The following is a 25,110-nucleotide window of genomic DNA, read 5'->3' as shown; positions in this document are numbered from 1 at the left end:
TCAGACGCGGGTCAGGGCCCAGAAGCCGACCGCGTAGCTGACCAGGGCGAACAGCAGGAGGGGCAGGGCCACCTTGGCGGGCGGACCGCCGGGGCGGCGGGCTCGGCGTGCGGCCCGGTGGCCTCGGCGTGCGGTGCCCGGCGCGACGCCGTCGACCGGGTGCGGAGCGATCGTGACGCCGTTGACCAGGTGCGGTGGGATTTCCTGCGCAGAAGGTGGAACCTGTCGGTCCTGAGCGGTGTACGAAGCAGTAGAGGCATCGTCGAGCAGGTGCGGAGCCGGAGGCACGGCACGGGGGGAGGACAGGACGTGCGTGGGGTCGTGGGCGGAGACGTGGGCGGGGTAGGGCTGACCGCCCTGAGGTGTCTGGCCCTGTGGCTGCTCGTGTACGGGGGGCGGTGGCTGCGGGGCGGACGGCGTCCGCGGAGCGGGAGTCCGGGGGGAAGCGGCGGAGGTGACGGTGGCCTGGGGCGGCGGCAGATGGAAGCTGCCGGTGTCCGACATGCCGGGCGGCTGAGCGGGGACGGCCGATGGGGGCTGGGAGCCGGTGTCCCGGCGCGGGTCGACGGGTGGAGCAGGTGGAGCAACACCCGTGGCGGGTACGGCTGTTGTACGGGCAACGGTCGGCACGGAATCTGTACCGGGTCCGGACGGCACGGATCCTGCGCCGGACCCGGGCGATATGGAACCAGCGTCGGGCCCGGGCGATACGGAGATTGCGTCGGACGCGGGCGGCACAGAACCGTCGCCGGGCCCGGAGGGCCGAGATCCCGTGCCGGGTGTGGACGACGAATCGCCGGGGGAGGCGCTTGCCTTGACCTCGACTCCGGGCGCCGGCTTCAGGGGCCCCTCGGCGGCGAACCCCGGTGGCAGCGGCCCGATCTGGTCGAAGATCTCGATCAGCTCGTCGTCGGGGCCGGGCTCCGGCAGCAACTCCCTGGCCGCGGCAAGCGCCTTGCGCGCCCCCGTGGCGGTCCGGAACCGCGCCCGCGGGTCCGGCTGCAGCAGGGTCGCCACGACCTGCCACAGCGGCTCGGGAACGCTCTTGGGCGCGCTCGGCGTCCCGTGCGCCGCGAAGTACTCCACGAGCGCCTTGGTGTCCGGCTTGGCGCCCTCCAGCAGATACAGCGCGACCAGGCCGACGGCGAACAGGTCCGCCGGGAAGTCCGGTTCCGCGCCCATCATCTGCTCGGGAGCGAGATAACCGGGCGTTCCCACCACGAGGTTGGTCTCCGTCAGCCGCGGCTCACCCAGCCGCATGGCAATGCCGAAGTCGGACAGCCGCAGCCGCGGCCGGCCCGTACCGGTGGCCTCCAGCAGCACGTTGGCGGGTTTGATGTCCCGGTGCACCACGTCCTCGGCGTGCACCGCGGCCAGCCCCGACAGCAGCTGGTCGAGCAGCGTGCAGACGAACGCGGGCGGCAGGGGACCGTAGTCGCCGATCAGATGGACCAGCGAGCCGCCGGCGACCAGGTCCATGGTGAACAGGACCTTGTCGTCGTCGGCGGCCCAACTGGCGGGCGCGAGCACATGGGGGTGATCGATCCGCAGAGCCTGCTCACGGACGAACCGCAGCAGGGAGTGCGCGTCGCTCTGCTGGAGCACCTTGGCGGCCACATAGCGGCGCCGGCGGTGGTCCCAGGCGCGCCACACGGCACCGACCCCTCCGCGCCCGATCGGGTCGACCAGTTCGTACCGGCCGGCGAAGACCTCACCCATGGCTGTGCGTCGCTCCTCCCCCTTCGGCTACCCCCCTTGCTTCCCCCTCGATGAGCGATACGACTCCCCCTCGTTGCCGTGGCCCGGCCGCCGAACCCCCTTCGACGAACCGGGCCGCGGGCTCAGTTCTGGTGGGACTGGTAGTGCGCGACGGCGTCGGAGGTGCGGCCGGCGCCGTACACCCGGAGGAACTCTGCCAGTTCCGGGTGGCTCGGGGCGAGGGTGTCCGCGGCCTCGATGATGTCGCCCGCGGCGGCCACGGACCGCAGCAGCGACTGGATCTCGCGGACCACCCGCTTGACGGTCGGCGCTCCCGAACTGCTGGTCGTGGTCGTGGTGTTGCTGAGCACAGAGCCCCCCTGCGACTTCTTGATCTCCTCCATGCGGTCGGTGGCCTCCGCCGCGCTGACACTGCCGTCCGCGACCTGCCCCGCCAGGTCCTGCAGCAGCTGCACCCGCTGCACGACAGCGGGATTGCCGATCTTCGCCCGCTGACCGCTCATCAGCTGCGACAGCATCGGAGCGGACAGGCCCAGAACCCCCGCGAGACGAGCCTGGTTGAGGCCGAGATCGTCTATGAGCTTACGGAAGAGCGCCCCCAGTGGCTCCCCGTACCAGTTCCGCTGCAGTTCCCGCGCTCTTGCGGTGGCTTCCTGCTGTGCGGCGTCCATTGCGTCTCCCCATCGCTTCCCCAAGTACGGTGGTTCGCTGTAGCGAACCACGCCGAGCATCTTACGGAGAGTGGTCGCCTGCGGGGACCCCCAATCTTTTTGCGAGATCCCCGGGATGACCCGGTACTCTGGTCTCCGGCGCCCGTCGGTACGCGGTTCTTCCGATGGGACGCACCACTTCCGGGGCCTTAGCTCAGTTGGTAGAGCGCTGTCTTTGCATGGCAGATGTCAGGGGTTCGACTCCCCTAGGCTCCACACCAAAACCCCTCTGACCTCGAGAAACATGGTCGGAGGGGTCTTTTCATGCCCGTCGGCCACGGCGCCGGAACGGCCCGCAGGACGCTACGAAGCTGTCCCCGGACGCGGGCTGCCGTTCGACCGTTCGCCGCTCGCCCTCGCGGCGGACACCCGTCCTCGATGCCGACCGCGTTCCAAAGCCGCGCCGGCTCCCTGCGATCGCATCCCTCCACCAGGGCTCAAGGGGTGATTCCCGGCTCCCCGCGGCCCGTGACGTGCATCACCGGGATGCATGCCCCCCGCGAACATTGCAAAAGTTTGCGCAAAGATGAGCATTCGTCAAGATCCATGCGCGGCCACCGGGGCGGTCCGTGCGGCGGAGGGGCGGTGGACGCGGGTAGAGAGCCCTTGCCCTGAGCTGGTGCGAAGGGTTCGCGGTAACCAGAAGGACGCACTCCGTAAAGAGAGTCCGTACAGGGTCCGCACATACGGGGCGTTGCAAACGTCATCGTGTGCGGTTCGGACAGCCGTGGGGCGGGAGACCGTCAAGTCTCCCGCCCCACGGACGTGGTCAGGCGCCTCGGAGGTCAGTTCCCCTCGTCGTGCTTGGCGGCCTCCTCCTCGGCCTCCTTCGCCTGGACCTCGGGGTCGAGCACCGACTGCCCGCTGCCGTCCACGGACGTCAGCCGGCTCGTCTCGGGCACCTCGGTGGCGGCGGGCGGCTCGACCAGCCAGTCCGGGTTGGCCTGCTTGTCCCACCACTTCCAGGCGGCGAAGGCGCCGCCCGCGACCGCGCTGATCACCAGCAGCATCCTGGCCGCGCGACCGGCCCGGGCCCGCCGCTCCTGCCGGCGGACCAGCTTCTGGATCTCCTTCGCCGAGACCTGGCCGCGCAGCGCGGCCAGCGCGGCGGCACCGCGCGCGGCGGCCTCGTCCGCGACGGGCACGGCCACGGCGACCGCCTGCTCGATCCTCGGCCGGGAATAGTCGGCGGCCTGCCGGGCCGCCTTGCGGGTACGGACGGCGGCCTCATGGGCGGCCTGGTCGACCTTCGGCGGCACATGGGTGCGGGCCTGTTCCAGGCGCGGCGCGACAAGGGCGTCGTACTGGACGCGGGCCTGGTCGGCCGCCAGGGACACCTTCGGCGCAAGCCGTACGCGTGCCTCGTGTGCGTAGTGCGCGGCCCTGTCCTTGGCCGTGTCGGCGTAGGGCGCCACCACTTCCGCGGCGTGCAGCACGCTGTCCTTCGCCGAACCGGTCGCGGCGCGCACGCTGTCGATGCGGGTCACGGGTTCCTCCTCCTCGGTGGCGTACGGTAATTCGACTTTCCACCCTTTTACGGATCATGCCTGTCAACGAACCCTCAGGCATGCGAGGGCGGGCATCCGGGTCATCTGAGGATGAATACGGGGCAACGAGAGCTTGTCGTCGACAATGCCACGGATCGCCGCCCTTCGCTCCGGTACCGGGGGGTACAAGACCGGTTTTCCGCATCCGGTTACCCGGGATCCGCGCCGAGAAGCGGGTGCCGGGCGACGTGGGGCGGGTACCGTGCGAGGATCGGGGGGTTACGGAAAGACAACGGAAGGCAGATCGTGGCTGAGCAGCTTTACGCCACCCTGAAGACCAACCACGGCGACATCGACGTCCGGCTCCTGCCGAACCACGCCCCCAAGACGGTCCGGAACTTCGTCGAGCTCGCCCAGGGCGAGCGTGAGTGGGTCAACCCCGCCACCGGCGCCAAGTCCACGGACAGGCTCTACGACGGCACGGTCTTCCACCGGGTGATCAGCGGCTTCATGATTCAGGGCGGTGACCCGCTGGGCAACGGCACCGGCGGTCCCGGCTACCAGTTCGAGGACGAGTTCCACCCGGACCTGTCCTTCAACAAGCCCTACCTGCTGGCCATGGCCAACGCGGGTCCGGGCACCAACGGCTCGCAGTTCTTCATCACCGTCGCCCCCACGACGTGGCTGAACCGCAAGCACACCATCTTCGGCGAGGTCACCGACGCGGCCAGCCAGAAGGTCGTGGACGCCATCGCTACCGCCCAGACCAACCCGCGCACCGACCGCCCGGTCAACGACGTCGTCATCGAGTCGGTCGTCGTCGAGACGCGCGAGGGCTGAGTCCCCGCACGGCAGGAACCAAACGCCCCGCTCATCCGTAAAGATGGGCGGGGCGGTGCTTTTGCGCACGGCACCCGTACGACGACCTAGGGGATGTCATGGACCACGCGGCAGGCAGCTCGCAGGACGCCACGAGCGTGCCCGGCTGCTACCGCCACCCGGACCGCGAGACCGGCATCCGCTGCACCCGCTGCGAGCGGCCGATCTGCCCCGAGTGCATGGTCAACGCCTCGGTCGGCTTCCAGTGCCCCGAATGCGCCCGCGGCGACTCCGGCACCGGGCACCCGCCGGCCGCGGCCCGTCCTCGTACGATCGCCGGCGGCAGCGTCGCGGCCGACCCCCGCCTGCTCACCAAGATCCTCGTCGGGATCAACGTGGCGGTGTTCATCGCCGTGCACGTACGGCCCTCGCTGCTGACCGACATGGTGCTTCTGGGCGCCTGGCCACCGGCCCCGTACACGCCCACGCAGGGTGTTGCCGGCGGTGAGTACTACCGCCTGGTCACATCGATGTTCGCGCACCAGGAGATCTGGCACATCGCCTTCAACATGCTCAGTCTCTGGTGGCTCGGCGGCCCCCTGGAAGCCGCGCTCGGCCGCGCGCGCTACATCTCCGTCTACTTCGTCTCGGGTCTGGCCGGCAGCGCGCTCGCCTATCTGCTGGCGTCCCCGACCACACAGACCCTCGGCGCATCCGGAGCCGTCTTCGGCCTCTTCGGCGCCACCGCCGTGCTGATGCGCCGCCTCAACTACGACATGCGGCCGATCATCGCCCTGCTGGCGATCAACCTGGTCATCACCTTCGGCTGGGGCGGAATCTCCTGGCAGGCCCACATCGGAGGTCTGGTCGCCGGTGTCATCACCGGCTACGGCATGGTCCACGCCCCCCGCAGGCACCGCGCCCTCGTGCAGTACGGCACCTGTGCGCTCGTCCTGGTGGTTGTCGTGGTCCTGACCCTGATCAGGACGGCTCAGCTCACCTGACGTGCCCGGTTGTCCACAGCGGGTGGCGGATCTTGTGCATGACGGACGGGAACAGCTGTGCCCCCTGTCACTGACCGTGTTTGCGCAGGTCAGGCAGGGGGTGAACAGGCTTGCGAAGAGTCATGGGATGGTCGTACCGGCGTCAATGCTCGACGGGTTATCCACAGATCGTCGTTCTTTATCCCCAGGGGTTCTGTGGATTTTTTCCGGGCTGTGGATAACTCTGCGGATAGCCGTGGGCAGAGCTGGGTTCACCCGGCCGTGGCCGGCGCGTCGACCGCTACTTCCACTGCGTGGAGACGCCGAATCCGGCGGCGATGAAGCCGAAGCCCACCACGATGTTCCAGTTGTCCAGCGCGTCGATGGGCAGCGAACCGTCGGTCACATAGAAGACGACGATCCAGGCGAGGCCGATGACGAACATGGCCAGCATCACAGGCGCGACCCAGCCGCGGCTGTTCAGCTTGAGGTTGGTCGCCTGCTTCGCCGGAGGCGGCGTGAAGTCGGCCTTCTTGCGGATACGTGACTTCGGCACGAGGGTCTCTCCTGTCGATGCGCTGCGTGGCCGCGCAGGGAACGGGGGCTGGCTCCGGGGCAGCGTACAAGGGGACTCTCAGAGCTCCCCCGGGCGTCCGTTAGCGTAGTGCTTCCGCGGTGCCGAAGGAGATAAGGGTACGTTGAGCAATTCTGCCGACTCCCCCCAGGCCGGATCCAGTCCTGGCCGGGGGCCCCGTTTCCGGCCCGTGCGGATCCTCACGGTGGCCGTCTTCGCCCTCGCGGGGCTCATTTTCTTCACCAGTTTCAATACGGCCAAGGGCACCAATATCCGTACGGACACGTCCTTGTTGAAGCTTTCGGACCTCATCCAGGAGCGCAGCCGCAAGAACAAGGAACTGGACGAGTCCAACGCCGCCCTGCGCGGGGACGTCGAGGCGTTCGCCGAGCGCGACGACGGCAGTACCAAGGCGCAGGACGAGAAGCTCGCCGGCCTGGAGAAGAGCGCGGGTACGCAGAAGCTCAGGGGCAGGGCGATCACCGTCACGCTCAACGACGCCCCGCCGAACGCCACCGCCAAGCTCCCCGGCTATCCCGAGCCGCAGCCCGACTACCTGGTCATCCACCAGCAGGACCTGCAGGCCGTGGTGAACGCCTTGTGGCGGGGCGGCGCCAAGGGGATCAAGGTCATGGACCAGCGGCTGATCTCCACCAGCGCCGTGCGCTGCGTGGGCAACACGCTGATCCTCCAGGGCCGGGTCTACTCGCCGCCGTACAAGATCACGGCGGTCGGGGACCCGGACAGGCTGAACCAGGCGATGTCGGCCTCGAAGGCGATCCAGAACTACATGGTGTACGTCAACGTGTACGGCCTCGGCTGGAAAGTCACCCAGGACGGGACGGTGACTCTTCCCGGCTACTCGGGCACAGTGGATCTGCACTACGCCCAGCCCGTGAAGTGAACTGAGCCGCTCGGGAGCTGCCGGTGCGCTTTGTCGTCAGGACCGTGAGCGAACTGTGCATCACCGTCGGCGCGTTAATAGTGCTCTTCGTCGCCTATGTCCTGTTCTGGACGGGTGTCCGGGCGGACGGCGCGATGAGCCACCAGATCGACGTGCTGCAGAACCAGTGGTCGAAGCAGACGGTGCGCCCCACGACGACGGCCGGCTCCGCGGCCACGCTCAGGAAACCGGCGCCCTACCGTCCGGGCAAGCCCTTCGCGATCATGTACATCCCGCGGCTTGGTTTCACGTGGAACAAGCCCGTGCTGGAGAACACCGCTGTGAACACCCTGAAGAAGGGCCTCGGGCACTACGCGGACACCGCGCAGCTCGGCCAGGTGGGCAACTTCGCGGTCGCCGGCCACCGTCGCACGTACGGCGATCCCTTCGTGGACTTCCCGAAACTGCGGCCCGGTGACGCGGTCGTGCTCACCGACGGGACCACCTGGTTCACGTATCGGATCGACAAAGGCCCCTACAAAACCGTTCCCACCGACGTTGAGGTGATCGACCCTGTGCCACGTAAGTCGGGGTACACCCGTCCGGGCCGTTATCTCACGCTGACCACGTGCGATCCGGAGTGGGGGCACAGCCACCGGCTGATCGTGTGGGGGCACCTGGACTCCACACAGCCTGTGGAGGCAGGCAAACCGGCCGCGCTGCGCCGTTAGTCTGGTGACGGTACGGCGTTGGACTGGTGCCGTGGGTGGAACGGAAGGGACGGCATGTACGGCTGGATCTGGCGGCATCTGCCGGGGAACGTGTGGGTGAAGGCGCTGATCTCGCTCGCGCTGGTCCTGCTGGTGGTCTACGTCCTGTTCCAGTACGTCTTTCCGTGGGCCGAACCGCTGCTTCCCTTCAACGATGTGACGGTGGACAACCAGTGAGCGCGCGCATTCTGGTCGTGGACAACTACGACAGCTTCGTCTTCAACCTGGTCCAGTACCTGTACCAGCTCGGCGCCGAGTGCGAGGTGCTGCGCAACGACGAGGTGTCGACCGGACACGCCCAGGACGGCTTCGACGGCGTCCTGCTCTCGCCAGGTCCGGGGACCCCCGAGGAGGCCGGCGTCTGCGTCGAGATGGTGCGCCACTGCGCCACGACGGGCGTCCCGGTCTTCGGCGTCTGCCTCGGCATGCAGTCCATGCAGGTGGCGTACGGCGGCGTCGTGGACCGCGCCCCCGAGCTGCTGCACGGCAAGACCTCGCTGGTCGAGCACGAGGGCAAGGGCGTCTTCGCCGGCCTGCCGACGCCGTTCACCGCGACCCGCTACCACTCGCTGGCGGCGATGCCGCCCACCGTCCCGGCCGAGCTGGAGGTCACCGCGCGCACCCACGACGGGATCATCATGGGCCTCAGGCACCGTGAACTCCCCGTCGAGGGCGTGCAGTTCCACCCCGAGTCCGTGCTCACCGAGCACGGGCACCGGATGCTGGCCAACTGGCTGGTGGAGTGCGGCGACCAGGGCGCGGTGGCGAGGTCGGCGGGGCTGGCCCCGGTGGTGGGCAGGGCCACGGCGTGACCGCGCTGCGCCCCGAGCGCGAGTCCGGCACCTCGTACGGGCAGGAGCCGCACGAGGCGTCCGGCGCGTTCGAGGACTGGACGGTGGGGCGGCAGGCGGCCTACGAGCCGCCGATCGACGAGGAGACCGTGGCGCTGCGGATCCCGGATCCGCCGCACGGGGCGTCGATATCGGCTGGACGGGCCTCTGCGGCCTCAACGGCCGCTGCCGGCACCGGAGTCACCCCGGGAGGCCGCGCGGCCCGCAGAAAGGCCGCCAAGCGCCGTCACGGGCGTCACGGGGGAACTCCGGCGACTCCTGATACTGCTGAGGCTTCTGAGACTTCTGCCTCGGACGCTTCCGGGGCGCGGGCGCCCCTGTCCCGGATGGAGGCCCGGCGCCAGGCCCGCGCGCGCAAGCCCAGTCCCGGCGTGATCGCGAGCCGGGCGATCGGTGAGCTGTTCATCACCACCGGTGTCCTGATGCTGCTGTTCGTCTCCTACCAGCTGTGGTGGACGAACGTCCGCGCCCACGCAGAGGCCGACAAGGAGACCAGCACCCTGCAGAACGACTGGGCCAGCGGCAAGCGCGCGCCCGGGGAGTTCGAGCCGGGGCAGGGCTTCGCGATCCTCCACATCCCCAAGCTGGACGTGGTGGTGCCGATCGCCGAGGGCGTCAGCAACAAGAAGGTGCTCGACAAGGGCATGGTCGGCCACTACAGCGAGGGCAAGTTGAAGACGGCGATGCCCTCCGCGAAGACCGGCAACTTCGCGCTGGCCGGCCACCGCAACACGCACGGCGAGCCGTTCCGGTACATCAACAAGCTCAAGCCGGGCGACGAGGTCGTCGTCGAGACACAGGACGAGTACTACGTCTACAAGATGACCTCGACGCTGCCGGTGACCTCGCCCAGCAACACGAGCGTGATCGACCCCATTCCCAAGGGGTCCGGTTTCACCAAGCCCGGCCGCTACATAACCCTCACCACCTGCACGCCGGAGTTCACCAGCAAGTACCGGTTGATCGTCTGGGGCAAGATGGTCGAGGAACGGCCGCGCAGCAAGGGCAAGCCGGATGCGCTCGTCGAGTAGGGACAGATGAACGTGGCAGCGACCACCGACGGCACTCAAGAGGAACAAGGGGAGACGGACGCGCCCCCGGCAGCACCGGCCCGCCGCCGCGGCACGGGCCGGATCGCCATGGCGGTCAGCGTCTTCGGTGAACTCCTCATCACCGCCGGCCTGATCCTCGGGCTCTTCGTCGTCTACTCGCTCTGGTGGACGAACGTCGTCGCCGACCGCGCGGCGAACAAGGAGGCCGACAAGGTCCGCGACACCTGGGCCCACGAGAAGGACTCCGGCCCCGGCGCGCTGGACACCAAGAACGGCATCGGCTTCCTGCACGTCCCCGCCATGAAGAACGGCGAGGTCCTGGTCGAGAAAGGCACGTCGACCGACGTCCTCAACGAGGGCGTGGCCGGCTACTACACGGACCCCGTGAAGGCGGCGCTCCCGATGACGGGCAAGGAGGGCAACTTCACCCTCGCCGCCCACCGCGACGGCCATGGCGCCAAGTTCCACAACATCGACAAGCTCAAGGTCGGCGACCCGATCGTCTTCGAGACCAGGGACAAGTGGTACGTCTACAAGGTCTACGACGTCCTCGACGAGACCTCGAAGTACAACGTCAAGGTCCTCGCCCAGATCCCGAAGGAGTCGGGGAAGACGAAGGCGGGCCACTACATCACGCTGACGACCTGCACGCCGGTGTACACGTCCCGGTACCGGTACGTGGTGTGGGGCGAGCTGGTCCGCGTCGACAAGGTGGACAGCAAGCGGACGCCGCCGGAGGAACTGCGGTGAGGTGACTGGGGTTCTGGGAGGACCCCAGTCCTCTAGCATGGCGATGGCCCGAAGCCGCAACTATCTCTTGCGACTTCGGGCCTTTGTATGTTCAGGCGCGGCTACAGGAGAATCTGAAGCGGTTTCCCGGTGCTCCACTCCTCCAGCAGGCCGCGGTGTACGGCGGTCACGCCGCCGGCGGTGGCGACTTTCAGAGCTTCACGGGTGAAGGGGCATGTCGCCACGAAGAGGGCCACATCCGAGACGTGCAGAACCCTGGCCGCCCCGACGAACTTCTGGACGTCAGAGCTGGTGATGGAGAGGCCGGGCGCGAATCTCTTGCACTGGACGGCGACGCGCCGCCTGTCGGCTGTACGGCCGGTGATGTCGACGCCTCGGTCTCCGCAGCCGCCTCGTACCACGACGTCGGTGCAGCCGTCGAGGCGCAGCAGCTCTGCGACGTGTTGCTCGAACTCGCGGCCGGACATGGCATCGATGGAGGCCATGACCTTGGTGTTGGGCCAGTCACAATGTGCTCCTTCCAGCCTCTGCAAGCGAATGCTGTGCCTTCGGAGACTCCGCTCGATGCGCTGGACTCCTGTCCGCAGTGCGATCAGTTCGCTGCGGTGCTCGCCTGACGTCTCGATCAGGGCGTTGAACAGAGGGACGACGGTCCTGCCGAGGATGTGGGTGATGCGCTGGTCGATGCGGTCGTCGAGGGAGACGACATCGCTGTGGACAGAGTTATCCACAGGCTGGGTACGTGCCAGGTACTCCATGTCCAGGAGGTACACACGCACCTGACGTGCGACTTCGCTGTCGCGGAGCAGCATGGCGATGTTGAGGACGGCTCGGCGGGAGAACAAGGCGAGGGACCTTGTGCGTGACTGGACTCCACTGAGTTCCTTGAAGGAAGTCAGTTCTGAACCTGCCAACACGCGGTAGCCGCTGGCTTCGAGTTCTTCCCGGTGATCATGTACCAGAGAAGTGATGGCGGTGAGCCCCACTTCGAAGTACGCCGCCACCATCGCCGTAGTCACATGCATTCCGTCGGGAAGCAGCGACAGCGCACAGACGTTCAGGCAGGGAGAACCGGACCGCATGCGGAACACCGGCACCAGGGCGACAAGGTCCGTGACACCTGGGCCCACGAGCCGAGCGGCCCGGGCGCGCTGGACACGAAGAACGGCATCGGCTTCCTGCACGTGCCCGCCGTGAAGAACGGCCAGGTGCTGGTGGAGAAGGGCACCTCGACGAGCGTCCTCAACGACGGTGTCGCCGGCTACTACACCGACCCGGTGAAGGCGACGCTCCGGATGACGGGCAAGAAAGGCAAATGGTGATGTGGGCAGGGCCCCTGCCGGGATGTTTCCCGGCAGGGGCCCTTACGTGTTCGAGGGCACCGTCAGCCGCTTACGCCGCCGAAGAGGTTGGTGCCGCCGTTGTTTCCGCCGTTGTTGTTGCCGTTGCCGCCGATGGTCGTCAGGTTGACCGAGGAGCCCTGGTCGACCGTGCTGCCCGGGGTCGGGTCCGAGCTGATGACGATGGCGTTGTCGTCCGAGGAGCCGCTGATGTTGCCGACCTGGAGGCCCGCCTGCGTCAGGGCGTTCTCGACGTCCTTGAGCCGCTGCCCCTGGATGCCGCTCGGCACCTGGACCTGGTTGTTCTGCTTCTGACCGATGTTGATCTGCACCGCGGTGTTCTTCTTGACCTGCGTGCCGATCGACGGGTTGGTCGAGATGGCCTTGCCGTCCTGGTTGTCGTCGGTCGTGGGGGTGTTGACGCAGTTGCCGGTCAGGCCGACGGACTGGAGCTGGTTCTTGGCGTCGTCACAGCTTTGCCCTGCCACATTGGGCACCGGGACCGTTTCCGCGGCCTTGGCGATGGTGAGGGTGATCGTCGATCCCTTCTCCACCTCCTTGCCGCCGATCGGGTTCTGGTCGAGGACCTGGTTAGCCGGCTCCGTCGACTCACGTGTCTTGGTCTCGACCTTGAACTGGTAGTCGCTGCCCTCGAGCTTCGCCTTCGCGTCGTCGAGGCTCAGGCCGACGACGCCCGGCACCTGGACCTTCGGCGCCCCGGTCGACACCACCAGGTTGACCGTGGTGTTCTTCTTGACCTTGCTGCCCGGCGTCGGGTCCGTGGAGCAGATGTTGCCCTTGGACTGGTTCTCGCAGGGCTGTTCCTTGACCGTGCCGACCTTGAGGTCGCTGTTGGTCAGCTGCTTCTCGGCGTCCGCCTTCGGCTGGCCGACGATGCTCGGCACGGCCACCGTGTCATTGCCGGTGCCGTGCCCGCTGACCACCCATCTGCCGATGAGGATCGCGCCCACCAGCACCAGGATGCCCGCGACGACCAGCAGGACCGTCGAGGTGTTGTTCTTCTTCTGGCGCCGCCGGTCGGGCCGGTCGTCGTAGCCGAAGCCGCCGTCGTCCGGGTTCATCGGCGGCAGCATCGACGTGGCGCCGGCGCCCGCGTCGGAGCGCAGGGCCGTCGTCGGCTGGTCGTCGGGGTAGCCGCCGTAGCCCACGGAACCCATCGCCGCCGTCGCCGCGACCGGCTGGCCGTCGAGGCACGCCTCGATGTCCATCCGCATCTCGTCGGCGGACTGGTAGCGGTAGTTGGGGTCCTTGACCAGCGCCTTCAGGACGATGGCGTCCATCTCGGGCGTGATCTCGGGGTCGAAGACGGAAGGCGGCTGTGCCTCCTCACGTACGTGCTGATAGGCGACGGCGACCGGGGAGTCACCGACGAACGGCGGCCGTACCGTCAGCAGCTCGTACAGCAGACAACCCGTCGAGTAGAGGTCCGAGCGGGCGTCCACCTGCTCGCCCTTCGCCTGTTCCGGCGACAGGTACTGCGCGGTGCCGATGACGGCCGCGGTCTGCGTCATCGTCATGCCGGAGTCGCCCATGGCGCGGGCGATGCCGAAGTCCATGACCTTGACCTGGCCGTTGCGCGTGAGCATGACGTTGGCGGGCTTGATGTCGCGGTGGACGATGCCGTTGCGGTGGGCGTACTCCAGGCCCTGGAGGATGCCGATGGTCATCTCCATCGCGCGCTCGGGCAGGAGCTTGCGGCCGGAGTGGAGCAGCTCGCGGAGGGTGGAGCCGTCCACGTACTCCATCACGATGTACGGGATCGAGACCCCGTCGATGTAGTCCTCGCCCGTGTCGTAGACCGCGACGATCGCGGGATGGTTGAGCGAGGCGGCCGACTGGGCCTCCCGGCGGAACCGGGCCTGGAAGGACGGGTCGCGCGCGAGGTCCGCGCGCAGCGTCTTCACCGCCACGGTGCGGCCGAGCCGGGTGTCGTGCGCGAGGTAGACCTCCGCCATGCCACCACGGCCGAGCACCTGGCCCAGCTCGTACCGGCCGCCGAGGCGACGCGGCTCTTCCATAGCTTCCTACCAGCCCTCTCCGTCGGTCCCGACCGACACGGGTGTGCGGTCGGAGGCTGCCGTCCGGGCCTACCGTACCCGGCTAGCTTTGTGTGACCTGGCCAAGCCCGTAACCCGATACAGGACCGGTATCGCAACGTGCACCGATGTGAGGAGGGCGTGAGCGGGGTCACTTCTTGGAGTTGATGACCGCCTCCATCACGCTCTTCGCGATCGGCGCCGCGAGGCCGCCGCCGGAGATGTCGTCACGGTTGGCCTGGTCGTCCTCGATGACCACGGCCACGGCGACCGGCGAGCTGCCGTCGGGGAGCTTGGCGTAGGAGATGAACCAGGCGTACGGGTTCTCGCTGTTCTCGACGCCGTGCTGCGCGGTACCGGTCTTGCCGCCCACGGTGACGCCGTTGATCTGCGCCTTGGTGCCCGTGCCTTCCTTGACGACCGTCTCCATCATCGACTGCAGGATCTGCGCGTTCTTCGAGGACAGGGGCTGGCTGAGTTCCTGCGGGTCGGTCTGCGCGATGGTGTCGAGGTTGGACGACTGCAGCTTGTCGACCATGTACGGCTTCATCAGCTTGCCGTCGTTGGCGACCGCGGAGGCGACCATGGCCATCTGCAGCGGGGTCGCGGCGGTGTTGAACTGGCCGATGGAGGAGAGCGCGGTCTGCGACTTGTTCATGTTGTCGGAGAAGACCGAGGCCGCCGAGCGGACGGGCGTGAACTGCTCCTCGTCGAAGCCGAACTTCTTCGCCTCGGCCAGCATCTTGTCGTTGCCGAGGTCGGCGCCGATCTTGCCGAAGACGGTGTTGCAGGAGACGCGCAGCGCGGTGCGCATGGTCGCGTTCTTGCAGGGGATGTTGCCCTCGTTCTTCAGCTCGGTCGTGGTGCCCGGCATGACGTACGGCAGCGGCGAGTTCGTGTTCTGGTCGGCGGACGTGTACAGCCCGTTCTCCAGCGCGGCCGCGGCCGTGACCACCTTGAAGGTGGAGCCGGGCGGGTAGGTCTCGCGCAGCGCCCGGTTGAGCATCGGGTCGTTCGGGTTGTTCTTCTTCTGCAGCGCGGTCCAGGCCTTGGAGTCCGTCGACGTGGAGTTGCCGGCGAAGCTCGAGGGGTCGTACGAGGGGTACGAGGCCAGCGCAAGGATCTTGCCGGTGGACGGGTCGAGCGCGGCGACCGCGCCCTTGCCGCCCTGGGACTTCAGACCGTTGTAGGCGGCCTTCTGCGCGGCCGCGTTGAGCGTGGTGACGACGTTTCCGCCCTGCCGCTGCTTGCCCGTGATCATGTCGAGCGTGTTGCGGAAGAAGAGCCGGTCGTCGTTGCCGGTGAGGATGCCGTCCTCGATGCTCTCCAACTGGGTGGCGCCGAAGGCCTGCGAGGCGAACCCGGTGACCGGCGCCCACATGGGGCCGTTCTTGTAGGTGCGCTTGTACTTCAAGTCGTTGAGGCCGCTCTTGCTCGTCGTGGTGGACCCAGTGATGGGGTCGCCGTCGACGATGATGTCGCCGCGCGGGGTGGCGTAGCGGGCGATGGTGACACGGCGGTTCAGGGTGTCGTTCTTCAGGCTGTCGGCCTTGACGTACTGGAGCCAGTTGTCGCGCACGAGTAGGGCGAGGACGAGAAGACCGCAGAAGATCGCGATCCGGCGCAGGGGCTTGTTCATGACGGGCGGACCACCTGGGTCATTTCGACGTCGGGGTTGCTGGCGGGGGCGGGCGCCGGGCGGCGGGCTGTGTCGCTGATGCGGATCAGGATGCCGATGAGGGCCCAGTTGGCGATGACGGAGGAACCGCCGTACGCCAGGAAGGGCATCGTCATACCGGTCAGCGGGATCAGGCCCATGACGCCGCCCGCGACGACGAAGACCTGGAGGGCGAAGGCGCCCGAGAGGCCGACGGCGAGCAGCTTGCCGAAGGGGTCGCGGGCGGCGAGGGCGGTGCGGATACCCCGTTCCACGATCAGGCCGTAGACCAGCAGGATCGCCATGAGGCCGGCCAGGCCCAGCTCCTCGCCGAAGGTGGCGAGGATGAAGTCGGAGTTGGCGGCGAAGCGGATCAGCTCGGAGTGGCCCTGGCCCCAGCCGGTGCCGAGGGTGCCGCCGGAGCCGAAGGCCCAGAGGGCCTGCATGGCCTGTTCGGAGTGGAGGATTCCGTCGTGGCTGCCGGCCTGGCTGAGTTTGTACTCGTGCAGCGGGTTGAGCCAGGCCTGGACGCGTGTCTGGATGTGCGGCTCGAAGCTGGCCACACCTACGGCGCCGACCGCGGACATGAGCAGACCGAACACGATCCAACTCGTCCGCTCGGTGGCGACGTACAGCATGATGACGAACATTCCGAAGAACAGCAGCGACGTACCGAGGTCGGTCTCGAACACCAGGATGAGGATCGAGATCATCCAGACGACGACGATCGGACCGAGGTCGCGGCCTCGAGGCAGGTACAGGCCCATGAAGCGGCGGCTGGCGAGGGCGAGCGCGTCGCGCTTCACCATCAGGTAGCCGGCGAAGAAGATCGCAAGCACGATCTTGGCGAACTCACCGGGCTGGATGGTGAAACTGCCGATCTGAATCCAGATCTTGGCGCCGTAGACGTTGGCGCCGAGGCCGGGGATCAGAGGGAGGAGCAACAGGACGAGCGCGCCCGCCATGGAGATGTACGTGTACCGCTGCAGGGTGCGGTGGTCCTTGAGGAAGATCAGCGCGACGACGAACAGGGTGATGCCCAGTGCCGTGTAGATCAACTGGTTCGTCGCCTTGCCGCCCGCGACGCCGATGGACTGCAGCAGCTTGGACTGGTCGAGCCGCCAGATCGCGACGAGGCCGAGGCCGTTGAGGAGCGTGGCCAGCGGCAGCAGCAACGGGTCCGCGTACGGGGCGAACCTTCGCACCACGAGGTGGGCGACGCCGGCGAGCAGACCGAGGCCCAAGCCATACCCGAGCAGGCCGGCCGGCACCTTGTCGTCGATGGCGAGACCCACGTTGGCGTAGGCGAACACCGGGATGACGACGGCGAACACGAGCATCGCGAGCTCGGTGTTGCGTCTGCTGGGCGCGCCGATCGCGCCGATCGTGGACGTATGGTGCGTCGGTGTGTTGGTAGTACTGCTCATCGTGTGACGGGGCCTCTCACGGCTTGCCTACTGCTTACCGCACATCGAGACGACCTTCTGCTCTTCCTCCGAGAGGCTGGGGCCGGGGCTGGGAGTGGCGGTGGTCGCGGACGGGTTCGGGGACGGGGTGGACTTCGGCTTCGTGGACGGGCTCGGTGACGACGTGGCCTTGGACGTGAGCGAGGTGCTGGTGGTTCCCGTGGTGCCACCGGCCTGCCCCTGACCGGTCTTGGCGTTGTTCTTGCTCTCGGCCGCCTGCCGCTCGGACTGCTTCTTGCACGCGGAGGCCTGCACGGCGAGCTCGTCGACCTTCCTCTGGGCGTCCGTCAGACCGCTCTCGGCGATCGTGTTCTTGACCTGCTTCTGCTGGTACGGCGGCAGGTACTTGAGTTCGATCTCGGGGTGGTCCTTCTCCACCTTGGACAGGGACACCCAGGCCAGGTCCTGGCTGATGCCCCGGTACAGCGCCACGTGCTCGCCGTTGGTGCCGACGTAGTACTGGGTCTGCGTCCAGCGGTAACCGCCGTACAGACCGCCGCCGATGACGGCGAGCGCGAGCACCGAGTAGAAGGATCTCTTCAGCCACTTGCGGCTCTTGCGCGGTTTGACGAAGTCGTCGTCGGTGTAGTCGCCGAAGCCGCCGGCCGGGATGTAGCCGGTGGTGTCGCCGGATCCGGGCGGCCCGAACTCGCCGCCTCCGCCCTGACCGGGCACCTGACGGCCGAGACCGGAGGCGCGGCCTGCGGGCGTCTGCATGATCCCGGGGTCGTGGTGCAGGTGGTTCTGGTTCTCGGCGACGGCGCCGACCACGACCGGGGTGTCGGAGAGCTGCCCGGCGAGGGTGTCCCCGGTGTCCAGGTCGAGGACGTCGGCGATGATCACGGTGATGTTGTCGGGTCCGCCGCCGCGCAACGCCAGCTGGATGAGCTCCTGGACGGTCTCCTGGGGGCCCTGGTAGCTGGCGAGGGTGTCCTCGAGGGTCTGGTGGGAGACCACGCCGGACAGGCCGTCGGAGCAGATCAGGTAGCGGTCGCCGGCCCGGACCTCACGGATCGACAGGTCCGGCTCGACGTGCTCGCCGCTGCCCAACGCCCGCATGAGCAGGGACCGTTGGGGGTGGGTGGTGGCCTCTTCCTCAGTGATGCGGCCCTCGTCGACCAGCCGCTGCACCCAGGTGTGGTCCTGCGTGATCTGGGTCAGGACACCGTCGCGGAGCAGGTACGCGCGCGAGTCGCCGACGTGCACGAGACCGAGGCGCTGGCCGGTCCACAGCAGGGCGGTGAGCGTGGTGCCCATGCCCTCCAGCTGCGGGTCCTCCTCGACCATCGCGCGCAGCTGGTCGTTGGCGCGCTGTACGGCGGCGCCGAGCGAGGTCAGGATGTCGGAGCCCGGCACGTCGTCGTCGAGGGCGACGATGGTGGAGATGGCCTCGGAGGAGGCGACCTCGCCGGCGGCGGCGCCGCCCATGCCGTCGGCGATCGCGAGCAGGCGCGGGCCGGCGTATCCGGAGTCCTCGTTGCCCTCCCGGATCATGCCTTTGTGCGATCCGGCGGCGAAGCGCAGTGACAGACTCATGCGCACCTCGCCCGTCGGCTCCGGATACATCCGCACGGTGCCCACCCTCCGGTCGGGAGCGCGCCGGGGCCCGTGGTGGGGGCCGCCGCTGCGTGCTCGCTCCGCTCGCGCCTTTTCATTGATGTAGCACTACTTCCGCAACTCGATGACTGTCTTGCCGATGCGGATCGGCGCGCCCAGCGGAATCGGCGTGGGGGTCGTCAGCCGGCTCCGGTCGAGGTACGTGCCGTTGGTGGAGCCCAGGTCCTCGACGATCCAGTTGCCGTCGCGGTCCGGGTAGATCCTGGCATGGCGGCTGGAGGCGTAGTCGTCGTCCAGCACGATCGTGCTGTCGTGCGCCCGGCCCAGGGTGATGGTCTGGCCCTGCAGGGCGACCGTGGTGCCGGTGAGGGTGCCCTCGCTCACCACGAGCTTGGTGGGCGCGTTGCGGCGCTGGCGGCCGCCGGACTGCTGGCGCTGCTGCGGAGGAGCGGCCTGCTGGCGGGCGGCTTGCTGTTGCTGCCGCCCGGCCTCTCGCCTGGACCCGCGCTGGGTGACGCGCGTACCGAACAGGTCGCTGCGGATGACCTGCACGGCCACGATCACGAACAGCCACAGTACGGCCAGGAAACCCAGCCGCATGACCGTGAGGGTCAGCTCTGACATTGCCCCCGCTTCACCCTTCGGCTTGCCGGTAAATGATGGTGGTGCTGCCCACGACGATCCGCGAGCCGTCGCGGAGCGTAGCGCGGGTGGTGTGCTGCCCGTCCACCACGATGCCGTTGGTGGACCCGAGATCCTGGATCGTCGAGGGCGTTCCGGTCCGGATCTCACAGTGCCGGCGCGAGACGCCGGGGTCGTCGATCCGCACGTCGGCTTCGGTGCTGCGGCCCAGCACCAGCGTCGGGCGGGAGATCTGATGGCGTGCGCCGTTGATCTCGATCCAGTAGCGGGTACGGCCGCCGGCCGCCGGGGCGGTCGCGGGCCGCTGGAGATAGGGAGCGCTGCCGCGGGCGCCGGGCGGCGGCGCGGCGGGCATCGGCGGGGCGCCCGCGGGGGCGGCGGCCGGCGGGTAGCCGTAACCGCCGGGGCGGCCCGCGGCCGGGGCCGCCGGAGCGGGACCGCCGGGCGCCTGCTGGCTGGTGGAGGAGGCGAGCGTACGGCTGCGCACCCGGTACAGACCGGTGTCGAGGTCGTCCGCCTTCTCCAGGTGGACCTTGATGGGGCCCATGAAGGTGTAGCGCTGCTGCTTGGCGTAGTCGCGCACCATGCCGGCCAGCTCGTCGCCGAGCTGTCCGGAGTAGGGGCTGAGCCGCTCGAAGTCCGGCGTGCTCAGCTCCACGATGAAGTCGTTGGGGACGACCGTCCGGTCACGGTTCCAGATGGTCGCGTTGTTGTCGCACTCGCGCTGGAGCGCGCCGGCGATCTCCACGGGCTGGACCTCGGACTTGAACACCTTGGCGAAGGTGCCGTTGACCAGACCTTCGAGACGCTGCTCGAACTTCTTCAGGACTCCCATGGGGCACCTCCTCCGATGTCGCTGCCGTCCTGCTTCCCGCCTGGCGGGTAATCCCTTACCTGGTACTGCTTACTGATCGTATCCACGCGCCGGTGAATCGGCTGGTTCCCCCTGCGGGCCCCGCCGACGGGTGTCGCACCCGCCCCGGTTCCCTCCGGAGGTTCCCTCCGAGGCTCCCCTTCGAACTCCTCCCGCGAACTCGTTCTGGCATGGATCGTAGAGGCGGCCGCAGACCAGTGTCCCGCACCTGACTGTGGACCCGGCCCGGCTCCTGGGGAGACGGGCCGTACCGGTACGAGGTTGATACGAGAACCGGCACTCCCTGATACGGAGTGAAGGACTCCGAGCGCCGGCCGCCGGCCGAGCGGATCGGGAGACCTCCCTGGTGGGCGGCTGCCCCCGCCAAAGCGATGTGAACCCACCCCGGCCAGCGTGCTAATGTTTTGGGTGTCGGAAGGCGCCAGCCCGAAAGGGCCGGGAGCCGGAGGACACACCCAATGCGCGGGTGGCGGAATAGGCAGACGCGCTGGATTCAGGTTCCAGTGCCCGCAAGGGCGTGGGGGTTCAACTCCCCCCTCGCGCACCAGCCGAAGGCCCCCAGGTCTCAGACCTGGGGGCCTTCGCGTTGTCCGGATCGGTGTGAGCCGTATTACCCGGTGAGGACAATCACACGGGCTCGCGGGGCTACCGTCGGGCGGGGTTTTCCACAGGTTCGGAGTTGTCCACAGGGTCTGACGCGTTCTCGTCGCCGGCTGTACGGTCGGCACGAGTTGATGTTCGTCGGCGCCCGGCGGTGGGCGTGCGTCGTGTGAGTGCGGGGGAGGCGGTCGGCGTGACCGAAAACGGAGCGGTGACGGCGGGGGAGACGACAGCGGCCCCGGCGACGGTGGCGGAGGTGACGGCGGCCCCGGCGACAGTGGCGTCGGGCGCGCGGCGGCTGCCGAGGGTGCGCGGATTCGCCGAGTGGCCGGTGGAGGGCTCGCCCAAGGAAGAGGGCAAGGCGCTGCGCAGGCTGGTCCCGCGCCGGGCGCACGCCGAGCTCGACCTCGACGCGGGGCGGCCCGCCGCGGTCGCCGTGGTGGAGGAGTCGAACCTCGGCCGCATCCCCGAGCTCACCCCGATACGGGCGGGCCGGATGGCGGCCACCCCCTTCGCGTTCCTGCGCGGCTCGGCGGGCCTGATGGCGTACGACCTCGCGCGCACACCCATGACCCGGATCCGCGCCCAGATCTGCGGGGACGCCCACGCGGCCAACTTCGGCCTGTACGGCGACGCGCGCGGCGACCTCGTGATCGACCTGAACGACTTCGACGAGACGGTGTACGGCCCCTGGGAGTGGGACCTCAAGCGGCTCGCCGCTTCCCTGGTGCTCGCGGGCCGGGAGGCTGGCGCCGACGAGACCCAGTGCCGCAAGGCGGCCTACGACGCGACCGGCGCCTACCGCCGCACCATGCGGCTGCTGGCCAGGCTGCCGGTGCTGGACGCGTGGAACGCGATCGCGGACGAGGAGTTGGTCTCGCACACCGACGCCCATGATCTGCTGGGCACGCTGGAGCGGGTCTCCGAGAAGGCGCGGGCCAACACCAGCGGGCGGTTCGCGGCGAAGGCGACGCGGCAGCACGAGGACGGCGGCCGCCGGTTCGTGGACGCGGCGCCGGTGCTGCGGCGGGTGGGGGACGAGGAGGCGGCCGCGGTCGCGGCGTCCCTGGAGAGTTACGTGGACACGCTGTCCGAGGACCGCCTCCCGCTCCTCGCTCGGCACGCGGTGCACGACGTCGCCTTCCGGGTCGTCGGCACGGGCAGCGTGGGCACCCGGTCCTATGTCGTGCTCCTGCTGGACCACCGCGGTGAGCCGCTGGTGCTGCAGGTGAAGGAGGCCCGCCCCTCGGCGCTGGTGCCGCACCTGGTGACCGCCGGTTTCGAGGCGCCGGCCGTCGAGCACGAGGGGCGCCGGGTGGTGCTCGGCCAGAAGCGGATGCAGGTCGTCAGCGACATCCTGCTGGGCTGGACCTCGGTCGACGGACGGCCCTTCCAGGTACGGCAGTTCCGCAACCGCAAGGGCAGTGTCGACCCCGCGGCACTGGCCGCCGACCAGATAGACGACTACGGCCGGATGACCGGCGCCCTGCTGGCCCGCGCCCACTCCCACAGCGCCGACCCGCGCCTGGTCGCCGGCTACTGCGGAAAGAACGAGGAACTGGACGAGGCGATCGCCGACTTCGCCGTCGCCTACGCCGACCGCACGGAGTCCGACCACGCCGACTTCCTGACGGCGGTACGGGCGGGGAGGGTGGCGGCGGAGATGGGGGTGTGAGGGGGCGGGCGCCCGTGAGGTGCCCCTCCTCGGTCGCACCGGCGGGCTCGGCCGTGCCCGTCGGTGCGGGGCAGGCCGTCTCCCTCCCGGCGTGGCCTACGCTGGTCGGGTGACGAGCCCGGAAGCTGAGCAGGGTGGGGTCGCCGGTGAGACACGGGCGACGCCCGAGGACGGTGCGCCGCGCCCCGAGGAGCGGCTGGAGCGGGCCGTGCGGGCCGCCGAGCAGGCGCTGATCGAGTACGAGATCGCGGTCGAGACCTTCCGTATCGAGGTCGAGAACTTCTCCCGGCTGCACCACCAGAAGCTCGGCCCGATGTATGCCCGCCTCGATGAGCTGGACGCGCAGATAGCCGAGGCCAGGGCCGCCCGCACCGGCGACCCTGAAGACCGCCGCAGGGCGGACGAGGCGCGTGCCCGGGTGCTGCCGATGCCGGCCGTGGAGGAGCTGTTCCACGGCTGGATGGACGGCGACGGTCTGTTCCCGGAGGCCGCCGCGATGCTCACCGAGCAGCCCGTACGCCCTCCGCAGCGGGTGCGGCCCAGTGCCGAGGCCCGCAAGCTCTACCGCGAACTCGCCCGCAAGGCCCACCCCGACCTGGCCCAGGACGACGCCGAGCGGACGCGCCGTGAGGAGTTCATCACGCGGGTCAACGGCGCCTACGCCCGTGGCGACGAGGCCCTGCTGCGTGAGCTGGCGGAGGAGTGGGCCAAGGGACCTGCGCCGGTGGAGCGCGGCCCGAGCCGCAGCGAGGAGCTGTACGCCCGCCTCGAGTGGCTCGCCCAGCGCAAGGAGATGCTGACGCTGGTGGCCAAGGAGTTGGAGGAGGGCGCGATCGGCTCGATGCTCCGGCTCGCTCCCGACGACCCGGACCGTCTCCTCGACGAGATCGCCGAACAGCTCCTGGCGGACGTCGCCCTGCGCGAACAGGAGCTGGCGACGCTGCGCGAGCAGTAGCCGGGCTGGGACCTCGGACGGCGTCCGGTAGCGTCGGGGCATGAGTTTCGGAGCTGGTGTGCCCACGGTCGGGGTCTCGGACCTCAAGGACAGCGACTTCCTGGTGGACGTCCGCGAGGACGACGAGTGGCAGGCGGGCCATGCCGAAGGCGCCCTGCACATCCCCATCAGCGAGTTCGTCGCCCGCTACGGCGAGCTGACGGAGGCCGCGCCGCAGGACGGCCGCGTGCATGTGATCTGCCGCTCGGGCGGCCGTTCGGCCCAGGTCACGATGTATCTGGTCCAGCAGGGCATCGACGCGGTGAACGTCGACGGCGGCATGCAGGTGTGGGCCGCCGCGGGCCGACCGGTGGTCACGGACGAGGGCCGGCCCGGGTTCGTGCTCTAGGTCCTTTCGTGCCCCGGCTCCGGCGGGATGGGCGTCAGGCCAGCGGGTGCGCCGCCAGCAGATCGCCCAGAGCCTCCTCGTGTGCCGCCGCCGGGCCGAGCGAGAGCTCCAGGTGCTTGGCCCAGGCGTGGTACCGGTGCAGCGGGTACTCGACGTCCGCCCCGAACCCGCCGTGCAGATGCTGTGCCGTCTGCACGATCCGCCGCATCCCCTCCGACGCCCAGATCTTGGCGACGGCGACGTCACCGGAGGCGGGCAGCGCGCCGGACGCCCCGGACGCGATCCGCCACGCGGCCTGCCAGAGCGTGGCCTCCATGGCACGGAGGTCGATGTAGCGGTCGGCGGCCTGTACCGCCACCGCCTGGAACGTGGCGATCGGATGCCCGAACTGCTCCCGCTTTCCGGCGTAGTCGCTGGTCATCTCCAGCACCCGCTCAGCCAACCCGAGCGCGAGCGCGCACGTCCCGGTGGTCAGCAGCTCCCGCAGCCACTCCCAGGCCCCGTCCGCGTCCATCACATCCCGGGCGGCGATCCGCGCCGACTCCAGCCGCAGCTCGCCGAGCCGCTCCCCCGCGGTGGAGATCTGCTCGCCGAGCACGACCCCTTCGTGGTCACGGGGCACCACGGCGAGCAGGGTCCGGTCCGCCGCCGTCCGCGCCGGTACGAGGACGAGGTCGGCGGTGTGCGCCCACGGCACCGCGGTCTGCACCCCGTCCAGCAGCCAGTCGTCGCCGTCCTGCCGGGCGGTGACGGCGAGTTCGGCCCCGTCGTGCCCGGTGCGGCCGTTCGAAGCGACGGTCAGCACCAGCTCGCCCCGCCCGGCCCGCTCCAGCAGCGCCGCCTTCAACTCCGGCCCGCCATAAGCCTGTACGGCGGCGGTGGCCGCGGCGCTCTCCAGCAACGGCACCCGCGCCAGCCCCTTCGCCGACTCGCGCAGCACCAGGCACAGCGCGATGGCGTCCAGCCCCGCCCCGCCGTACTCCGCGTCCAGCAGCAGGCTCAGCAGATCGGCTTCGGCGAGCCTGTCCCACAGCGGGCGGTCGAAGTCCTCGGCGACGGCGCCCGCGACCAGCGAGGGGGAGGGCACCGTGTCCGGCGCGACCCCGGCGAACACCCCCCGTGCCGCCTCGGCCGCCGCCTGCTGCTCCTCGGTGAAGGTGAAGTCCACGGTCCTGTCCCTCCGGAGGGTCCGCTGATCTGACGGACCGTCAAGATAGAACAGGTTCTAGAAGAAGGGAACGGGCTGCCGACGGCCAATGCGGGTGCGGCGCTGCGCCGGTGTTCACGGGTTGATGGCAGGT

22 protein-coding genes, 2 tRNA genes and 2 pseudogenes are annotated in these 25,110 nt (G+C 69.1%); 14 read left to right on the top strand and 12 right to left on the bottom strand.

Going from position 1 to position 25,110, the window contains the following annotated elements:
• On the bottom strand, positions 1 to 1,719 hold the full coding sequence (locus MKW14_RS12190; RefSeq protein WP_240862076.1) for a serine/threonine-protein kinase: 1,719 nt from the start codon (positions 1,717 to 1,719) through the stop codon (positions 1 to 3).
• A gap of 122 nt (positions 1,720 to 1,841) precedes the next feature.
• Entirely contained in the window at positions 1,842 to 2,390 is a 549-nt protein-coding gene (locus MKW14_RS12185) for a helix-turn-helix domain-containing protein (protein ID WP_133048376.1), read from the bottom strand.
• A 182-nt stretch (positions 2,391 to 2,572) separates the two neighbouring features.
• Here MKW14_RS12185 and MKW14_RS12180 point away from each other — a divergent pair.
• Positions 2,573 to 2,645, top strand: a tRNA-Ala gene (locus MKW14_RS12180).
• A 569-nt stretch (positions 2,646 to 3,214) separates the two neighbouring features.
• Here the strand turns inward: MKW14_RS12180 and MKW14_RS12175 are convergent.
• Positions 3,215 to 3,916, bottom strand: a complete 702-nt coding sequence (locus MKW14_RS12175) for a DUF5324 family protein (protein WP_240862074.1) — start codon at positions 3,914 to 3,916, stop codon at positions 3,215 to 3,217.
• Between the two features lie 306 nt (positions 3,917 to 4,222).
• Here MKW14_RS12175 and MKW14_RS12170 point away from each other — a divergent pair, with 306 nt between their 5' ends.
• Together MKW14_RS12170 and MKW14_RS12165 are read left to right on the top strand one after the other, a co-directional pair.
• A complete protein-coding gene (locus MKW14_RS12170; protein ID WP_208781654.1) occupies positions 4,223 to 4,756 on the top strand; it encodes a peptidylprolyl isomerase in 534 nt (177 codons plus the stop codon).
• A 98-nt stretch (positions 4,757 to 4,854) separates the two neighbouring features.
• Positions 4,855 to 5,739: a rhomboid family intramembrane serine protease gene (locus MKW14_RS12165; RefSeq protein WP_240862071.1), complete on the top strand. Its 885-nt coding sequence runs from the start codon at positions 4,855 to 4,857 to the stop codon at positions 5,737 to 5,739.
• Between the two features lie 280 nt (positions 5,740 to 6,019).
• Here the strand turns inward: MKW14_RS12165 and crgA are convergent, their stop codons facing one another.
• The gene (gene crgA / locus MKW14_RS12160) at positions 6,020 to 6,274 is read right to left on the bottom strand and encodes a cell division protein CrgA (RefSeq protein ID WP_240862070.1); all 255 of its coding nucleotides are present in this window, start codon (positions 6,272 to 6,274) and stop codon (positions 6,020 to 6,022) included.
• A 142-nt stretch (positions 6,275 to 6,416) separates the two neighbouring features.
• Here crgA and MKW14_RS12155 point away from each other — a divergent pair, with 142 nt between their 5' ends.
• The 6 genes and pseudogenes from MKW14_RS12155 to MKW14_RS12130 all read left to right on the top strand — a co-directional run bounded on the left by MKW14_RS12155 (position 6,417) and on the right by MKW14_RS12130 (position 10,598).
• Entirely contained in the window at positions 6,417 to 7,196 is a 780-nt protein-coding gene (locus tag MKW14_RS12155; protein WP_240862068.1) for a DUF881 domain-containing protein, read from the top strand.
• Positions 7,197 to 7,219: 23 nt separating this feature from the next.
• On the top strand, positions 7,220 to 7,906 hold the full coding sequence (locus MKW14_RS12150) for a class E sortase (protein ID WP_240862066.1): 687 nt from the start codon (positions 7,220 to 7,222) through the stop codon (positions 7,904 to 7,906).
• A 23-nt stretch (positions 7,907 to 7,929) separates the two neighbouring features.
• A pseudogene (locus MKW14_RS12145) lies at positions 7,930 to 8,122 on the top strand (hypothetical protein).
• Positions 8,119 to 8,757: an aminodeoxychorismate/anthranilate synthase component II gene (locus tag MKW14_RS12140; RefSeq protein ID WP_240862064.1), complete on the top strand. Its 639-nt coding sequence runs from the start codon at positions 8,119 to 8,121 to the stop codon at positions 8,755 to 8,757. The pseudogene MKW14_RS12145 and the gene MKW14_RS12140 overlap by 4 nt, the downstream one beginning before the upstream one ends.
• Positions 8,754 to 9,827 (top strand): class E sortase, encoded by a 1,074-nt coding sequence (locus tag MKW14_RS12135; protein WP_240862061.1) that lies wholly within the window; start codon positions 8,754 to 8,756, stop codon positions 9,825 to 9,827. Before MKW14_RS12140 ends, MKW14_RS12135 begins: the two co-directional genes overlap by 4 nt.
• A 12-nt stretch (positions 9,828 to 9,839) precedes the next feature.
• Complete coding sequence (locus MKW14_RS12130; protein WP_374116560.1) at positions 9,840 to 10,598, top strand: class E sortase; 759 nt, start codon at positions 9,840 to 9,842, stop codon at positions 10,596 to 10,598.
• A gap of 101 nt (positions 10,599 to 10,699) precedes the next feature.
• Here the strand turns inward: MKW14_RS12130 and MKW14_RS41255 are convergent, their stop codons facing one another.
• Positions 10,700 to 11,617 (bottom strand): restriction endonuclease, encoded by a 918-nt coding sequence (locus tag MKW14_RS41255; RefSeq protein ID WP_240862057.1) that lies wholly within the window; start codon positions 11,615 to 11,617, stop codon positions 10,700 to 10,702.
• 78 nt (positions 11,618 to 11,695) lie between these two features.
• Here MKW14_RS41255 and MKW14_RS12120 point away from each other — a divergent pair.
• A pseudogene (locus MKW14_RS12120) lies at positions 11,696 to 11,917 on the top strand (class E sortase); the annotation flags it as partial.
• Between the two features lie 65 nt (positions 11,918 to 11,982).
• Here MKW14_RS12120 and pknB read toward each other — a convergent pair.
• From pknB to MKW14_RS12090, 6 genes are all read right to left on the bottom strand, one after another.
• The gene (gene pknB / locus MKW14_RS12115) at positions 11,983 to 13,977 is read right to left on the bottom strand and encodes a Stk1 family PASTA domain-containing Ser/Thr kinase (protein ID WP_240862055.1); all 1,995 of its coding nucleotides are present in this window, start codon (positions 13,975 to 13,977) and stop codon (positions 11,983 to 11,985) included.
• Between the two features lie 169 nt (positions 13,978 to 14,146).
• On the bottom strand, positions 14,147 to 15,634 hold the full coding sequence (locus tag MKW14_RS12110; RefSeq protein ID WP_240862053.1) for a peptidoglycan D,D-transpeptidase FtsI family protein: 1,488 nt from the start codon (positions 15,632 to 15,634) through the stop codon (positions 14,147 to 14,149).
• Positions 15,631 to 17,079: an FtsW/RodA/SpoVE family cell cycle protein gene (locus tag MKW14_RS12105; RefSeq protein WP_240862051.1), complete on the bottom strand. Its 1,449-nt coding sequence runs from the start codon at positions 17,077 to 17,079 to the stop codon at positions 15,631 to 15,633. The genes MKW14_RS12110 and MKW14_RS12105 overlap by 4 nt, the downstream gene beginning before the upstream one ends.
• A 27-nt stretch (positions 17,080 to 17,106) precedes the next feature.
• Positions 17,107 to 18,684, bottom strand: a complete 1,578-nt coding sequence (locus MKW14_RS12100; RefSeq protein ID WP_240862328.1) for a Stp1/IreP family PP2C-type Ser/Thr phosphatase — start codon at positions 18,682 to 18,684, stop codon at positions 17,107 to 17,109.
• A 99-nt stretch (positions 18,685 to 18,783) separates the two neighbouring features.
• Positions 18,784 to 19,299 carry an FHA domain-containing protein FhaB/FipA gene (locus MKW14_RS12095; protein ID WP_133048391.1) on the bottom strand — a complete coding sequence of 172 codons (516 nt, stop codon included), beginning with the start codon at positions 19,297 to 19,299 and terminating at the stop codon, positions 18,784 to 18,786.
• Positions 19,300 to 19,309: 10 nt separating this feature from the next.
• Positions 19,310 to 20,152 (bottom strand): FHA domain-containing protein, encoded by an 843-nt coding sequence (locus MKW14_RS12090; protein ID WP_240862049.1) that lies wholly within the window; start codon positions 20,150 to 20,152, stop codon positions 19,310 to 19,312.
• 499 nt (positions 20,153 to 20,651) lie between these two features.
• Between MKW14_RS12090 and MKW14_RS12085 the strand changes: the two genes are divergently transcribed.
• The 4 genes from MKW14_RS12085 to MKW14_RS12070 all read left to right on the top strand — a co-directional run bounded on the left by MKW14_RS12085 (position 20,652) and on the right by MKW14_RS12070 (position 23,809).
• Positions 20,652 to 20,738, top strand: a tRNA-Leu gene (locus MKW14_RS12085).
• 300 nt (positions 20,739 to 21,038) lie between these two features.
• Positions 21,039 to 22,466, top strand: a complete 1,428-nt coding sequence (locus tag MKW14_RS12080; RefSeq protein WP_240862326.1) for a DUF2252 domain-containing protein — start codon at positions 21,039 to 21,041, stop codon at positions 22,464 to 22,466.
• A 109-nt stretch (positions 22,467 to 22,575) separates the two neighbouring features.
• The gene (locus MKW14_RS12075; protein ID WP_240862047.1) at positions 22,576 to 23,421 is read left to right on the top strand and encodes a J domain-containing protein; all 846 of its coding nucleotides are present in this window, start codon (positions 22,576 to 22,578) and stop codon (positions 23,419 to 23,421) included.
• 58 nt (positions 23,422 to 23,479) lie between these two features.
• Complete coding sequence (locus tag MKW14_RS12070; protein ID WP_208785366.1) at positions 23,480 to 23,809, top strand: rhodanese-like domain-containing protein; 330 nt, start codon at positions 23,480 to 23,482, stop codon at positions 23,807 to 23,809.
• A 34-nt stretch (positions 23,810 to 23,843) separates the two neighbouring features.
• Here the strand turns inward: MKW14_RS12070 and MKW14_RS12065 are convergent, their stop codons facing one another.
• Positions 23,844 to 24,977 carry an acyl-CoA dehydrogenase family protein gene (locus MKW14_RS12065; protein WP_240862044.1) on the bottom strand — a complete coding sequence of 378 codons (1,134 nt, stop codon included), beginning with the start codon at positions 24,975 to 24,977 and terminating at the stop codon, positions 23,844 to 23,846.
• Positions 24,978 to 25,110 lie beyond the last annotated feature (133 nt).

The sequence above is a fragment of the Streptomyces gilvus genome, from assembly GCF_022513565.1.
GTDB lineage: Bacteria > Actinomycetota > Actinomycetes > Streptomycetales > Streptomycetaceae > Streptomyces > Streptomyces gilvus.
Note: the sequence above shows the minus strand (reverse complement) of the source record. Positions and strands in the feature narration are given on the sequence as shown.

Bases quoted from the DNA above. Each gene is read 5' to 3' on its own strand.
- MKW14_RS12190 (WP_240862076.1), bottom strand. From the start codon at position 1,719: ATGGGTGAGGTCTTCGCCGGCCGGTACGAACTGGTCGACCCGATCGGG.
- MKW14_RS12185 (WP_133048376.1), bottom strand. From the start codon at position 2,390: ATGGACGCCGCACAGCAGGAAGCCACCGCAAGAGCGCGGGAACTGCAG.
- MKW14_RS12165 (WP_240862071.1), top strand. From the start codon at position 4,855: ATGGACCACGCGGCAGGCAGCTCGCAGGACGCCACGAGCGTGCCCGGC.
- pknB (WP_240862055.1), bottom strand. From the start codon at position 13,977: ATGGAAGAGCCGCGTCGCCTCGGCGGCCGGTACGAGCTGGGCCAGGTG.
- MKW14_RS12110 (WP_240862053.1), bottom strand. From the start codon at position 15,634: ATGAACAAGCCCCTGCGCCGGATCGCGATCTTCTGCGGTCTTCTCGTC.
- MKW14_RS12105 (WP_240862051.1), bottom strand. From the start codon at position 17,079: ATGAGCAGTACTACCAACACACCGACGCACCATACGTCCACGATCGGC.
- MKW14_RS12100 (WP_240862328.1), bottom strand. From the start codon at position 18,684: ATGTATCCGGAGCCGACGGGCGAGGTGCGCATGAGTCTGTCACTGCGC.
- MKW14_RS12095 (WP_133048391.1), bottom strand. From the start codon at position 19,299: ATGTCAGAGCTGACCCTCACGGTCATGCGGCTGGGTTTCCTGGCCGTA.
- MKW14_RS12090 (WP_240862049.1), bottom strand. From the start codon at position 20,152: ATGGGAGTCCTGAAGAAGTTCGAGCAGCGTCTCGAAGGTCTGGTCAAC.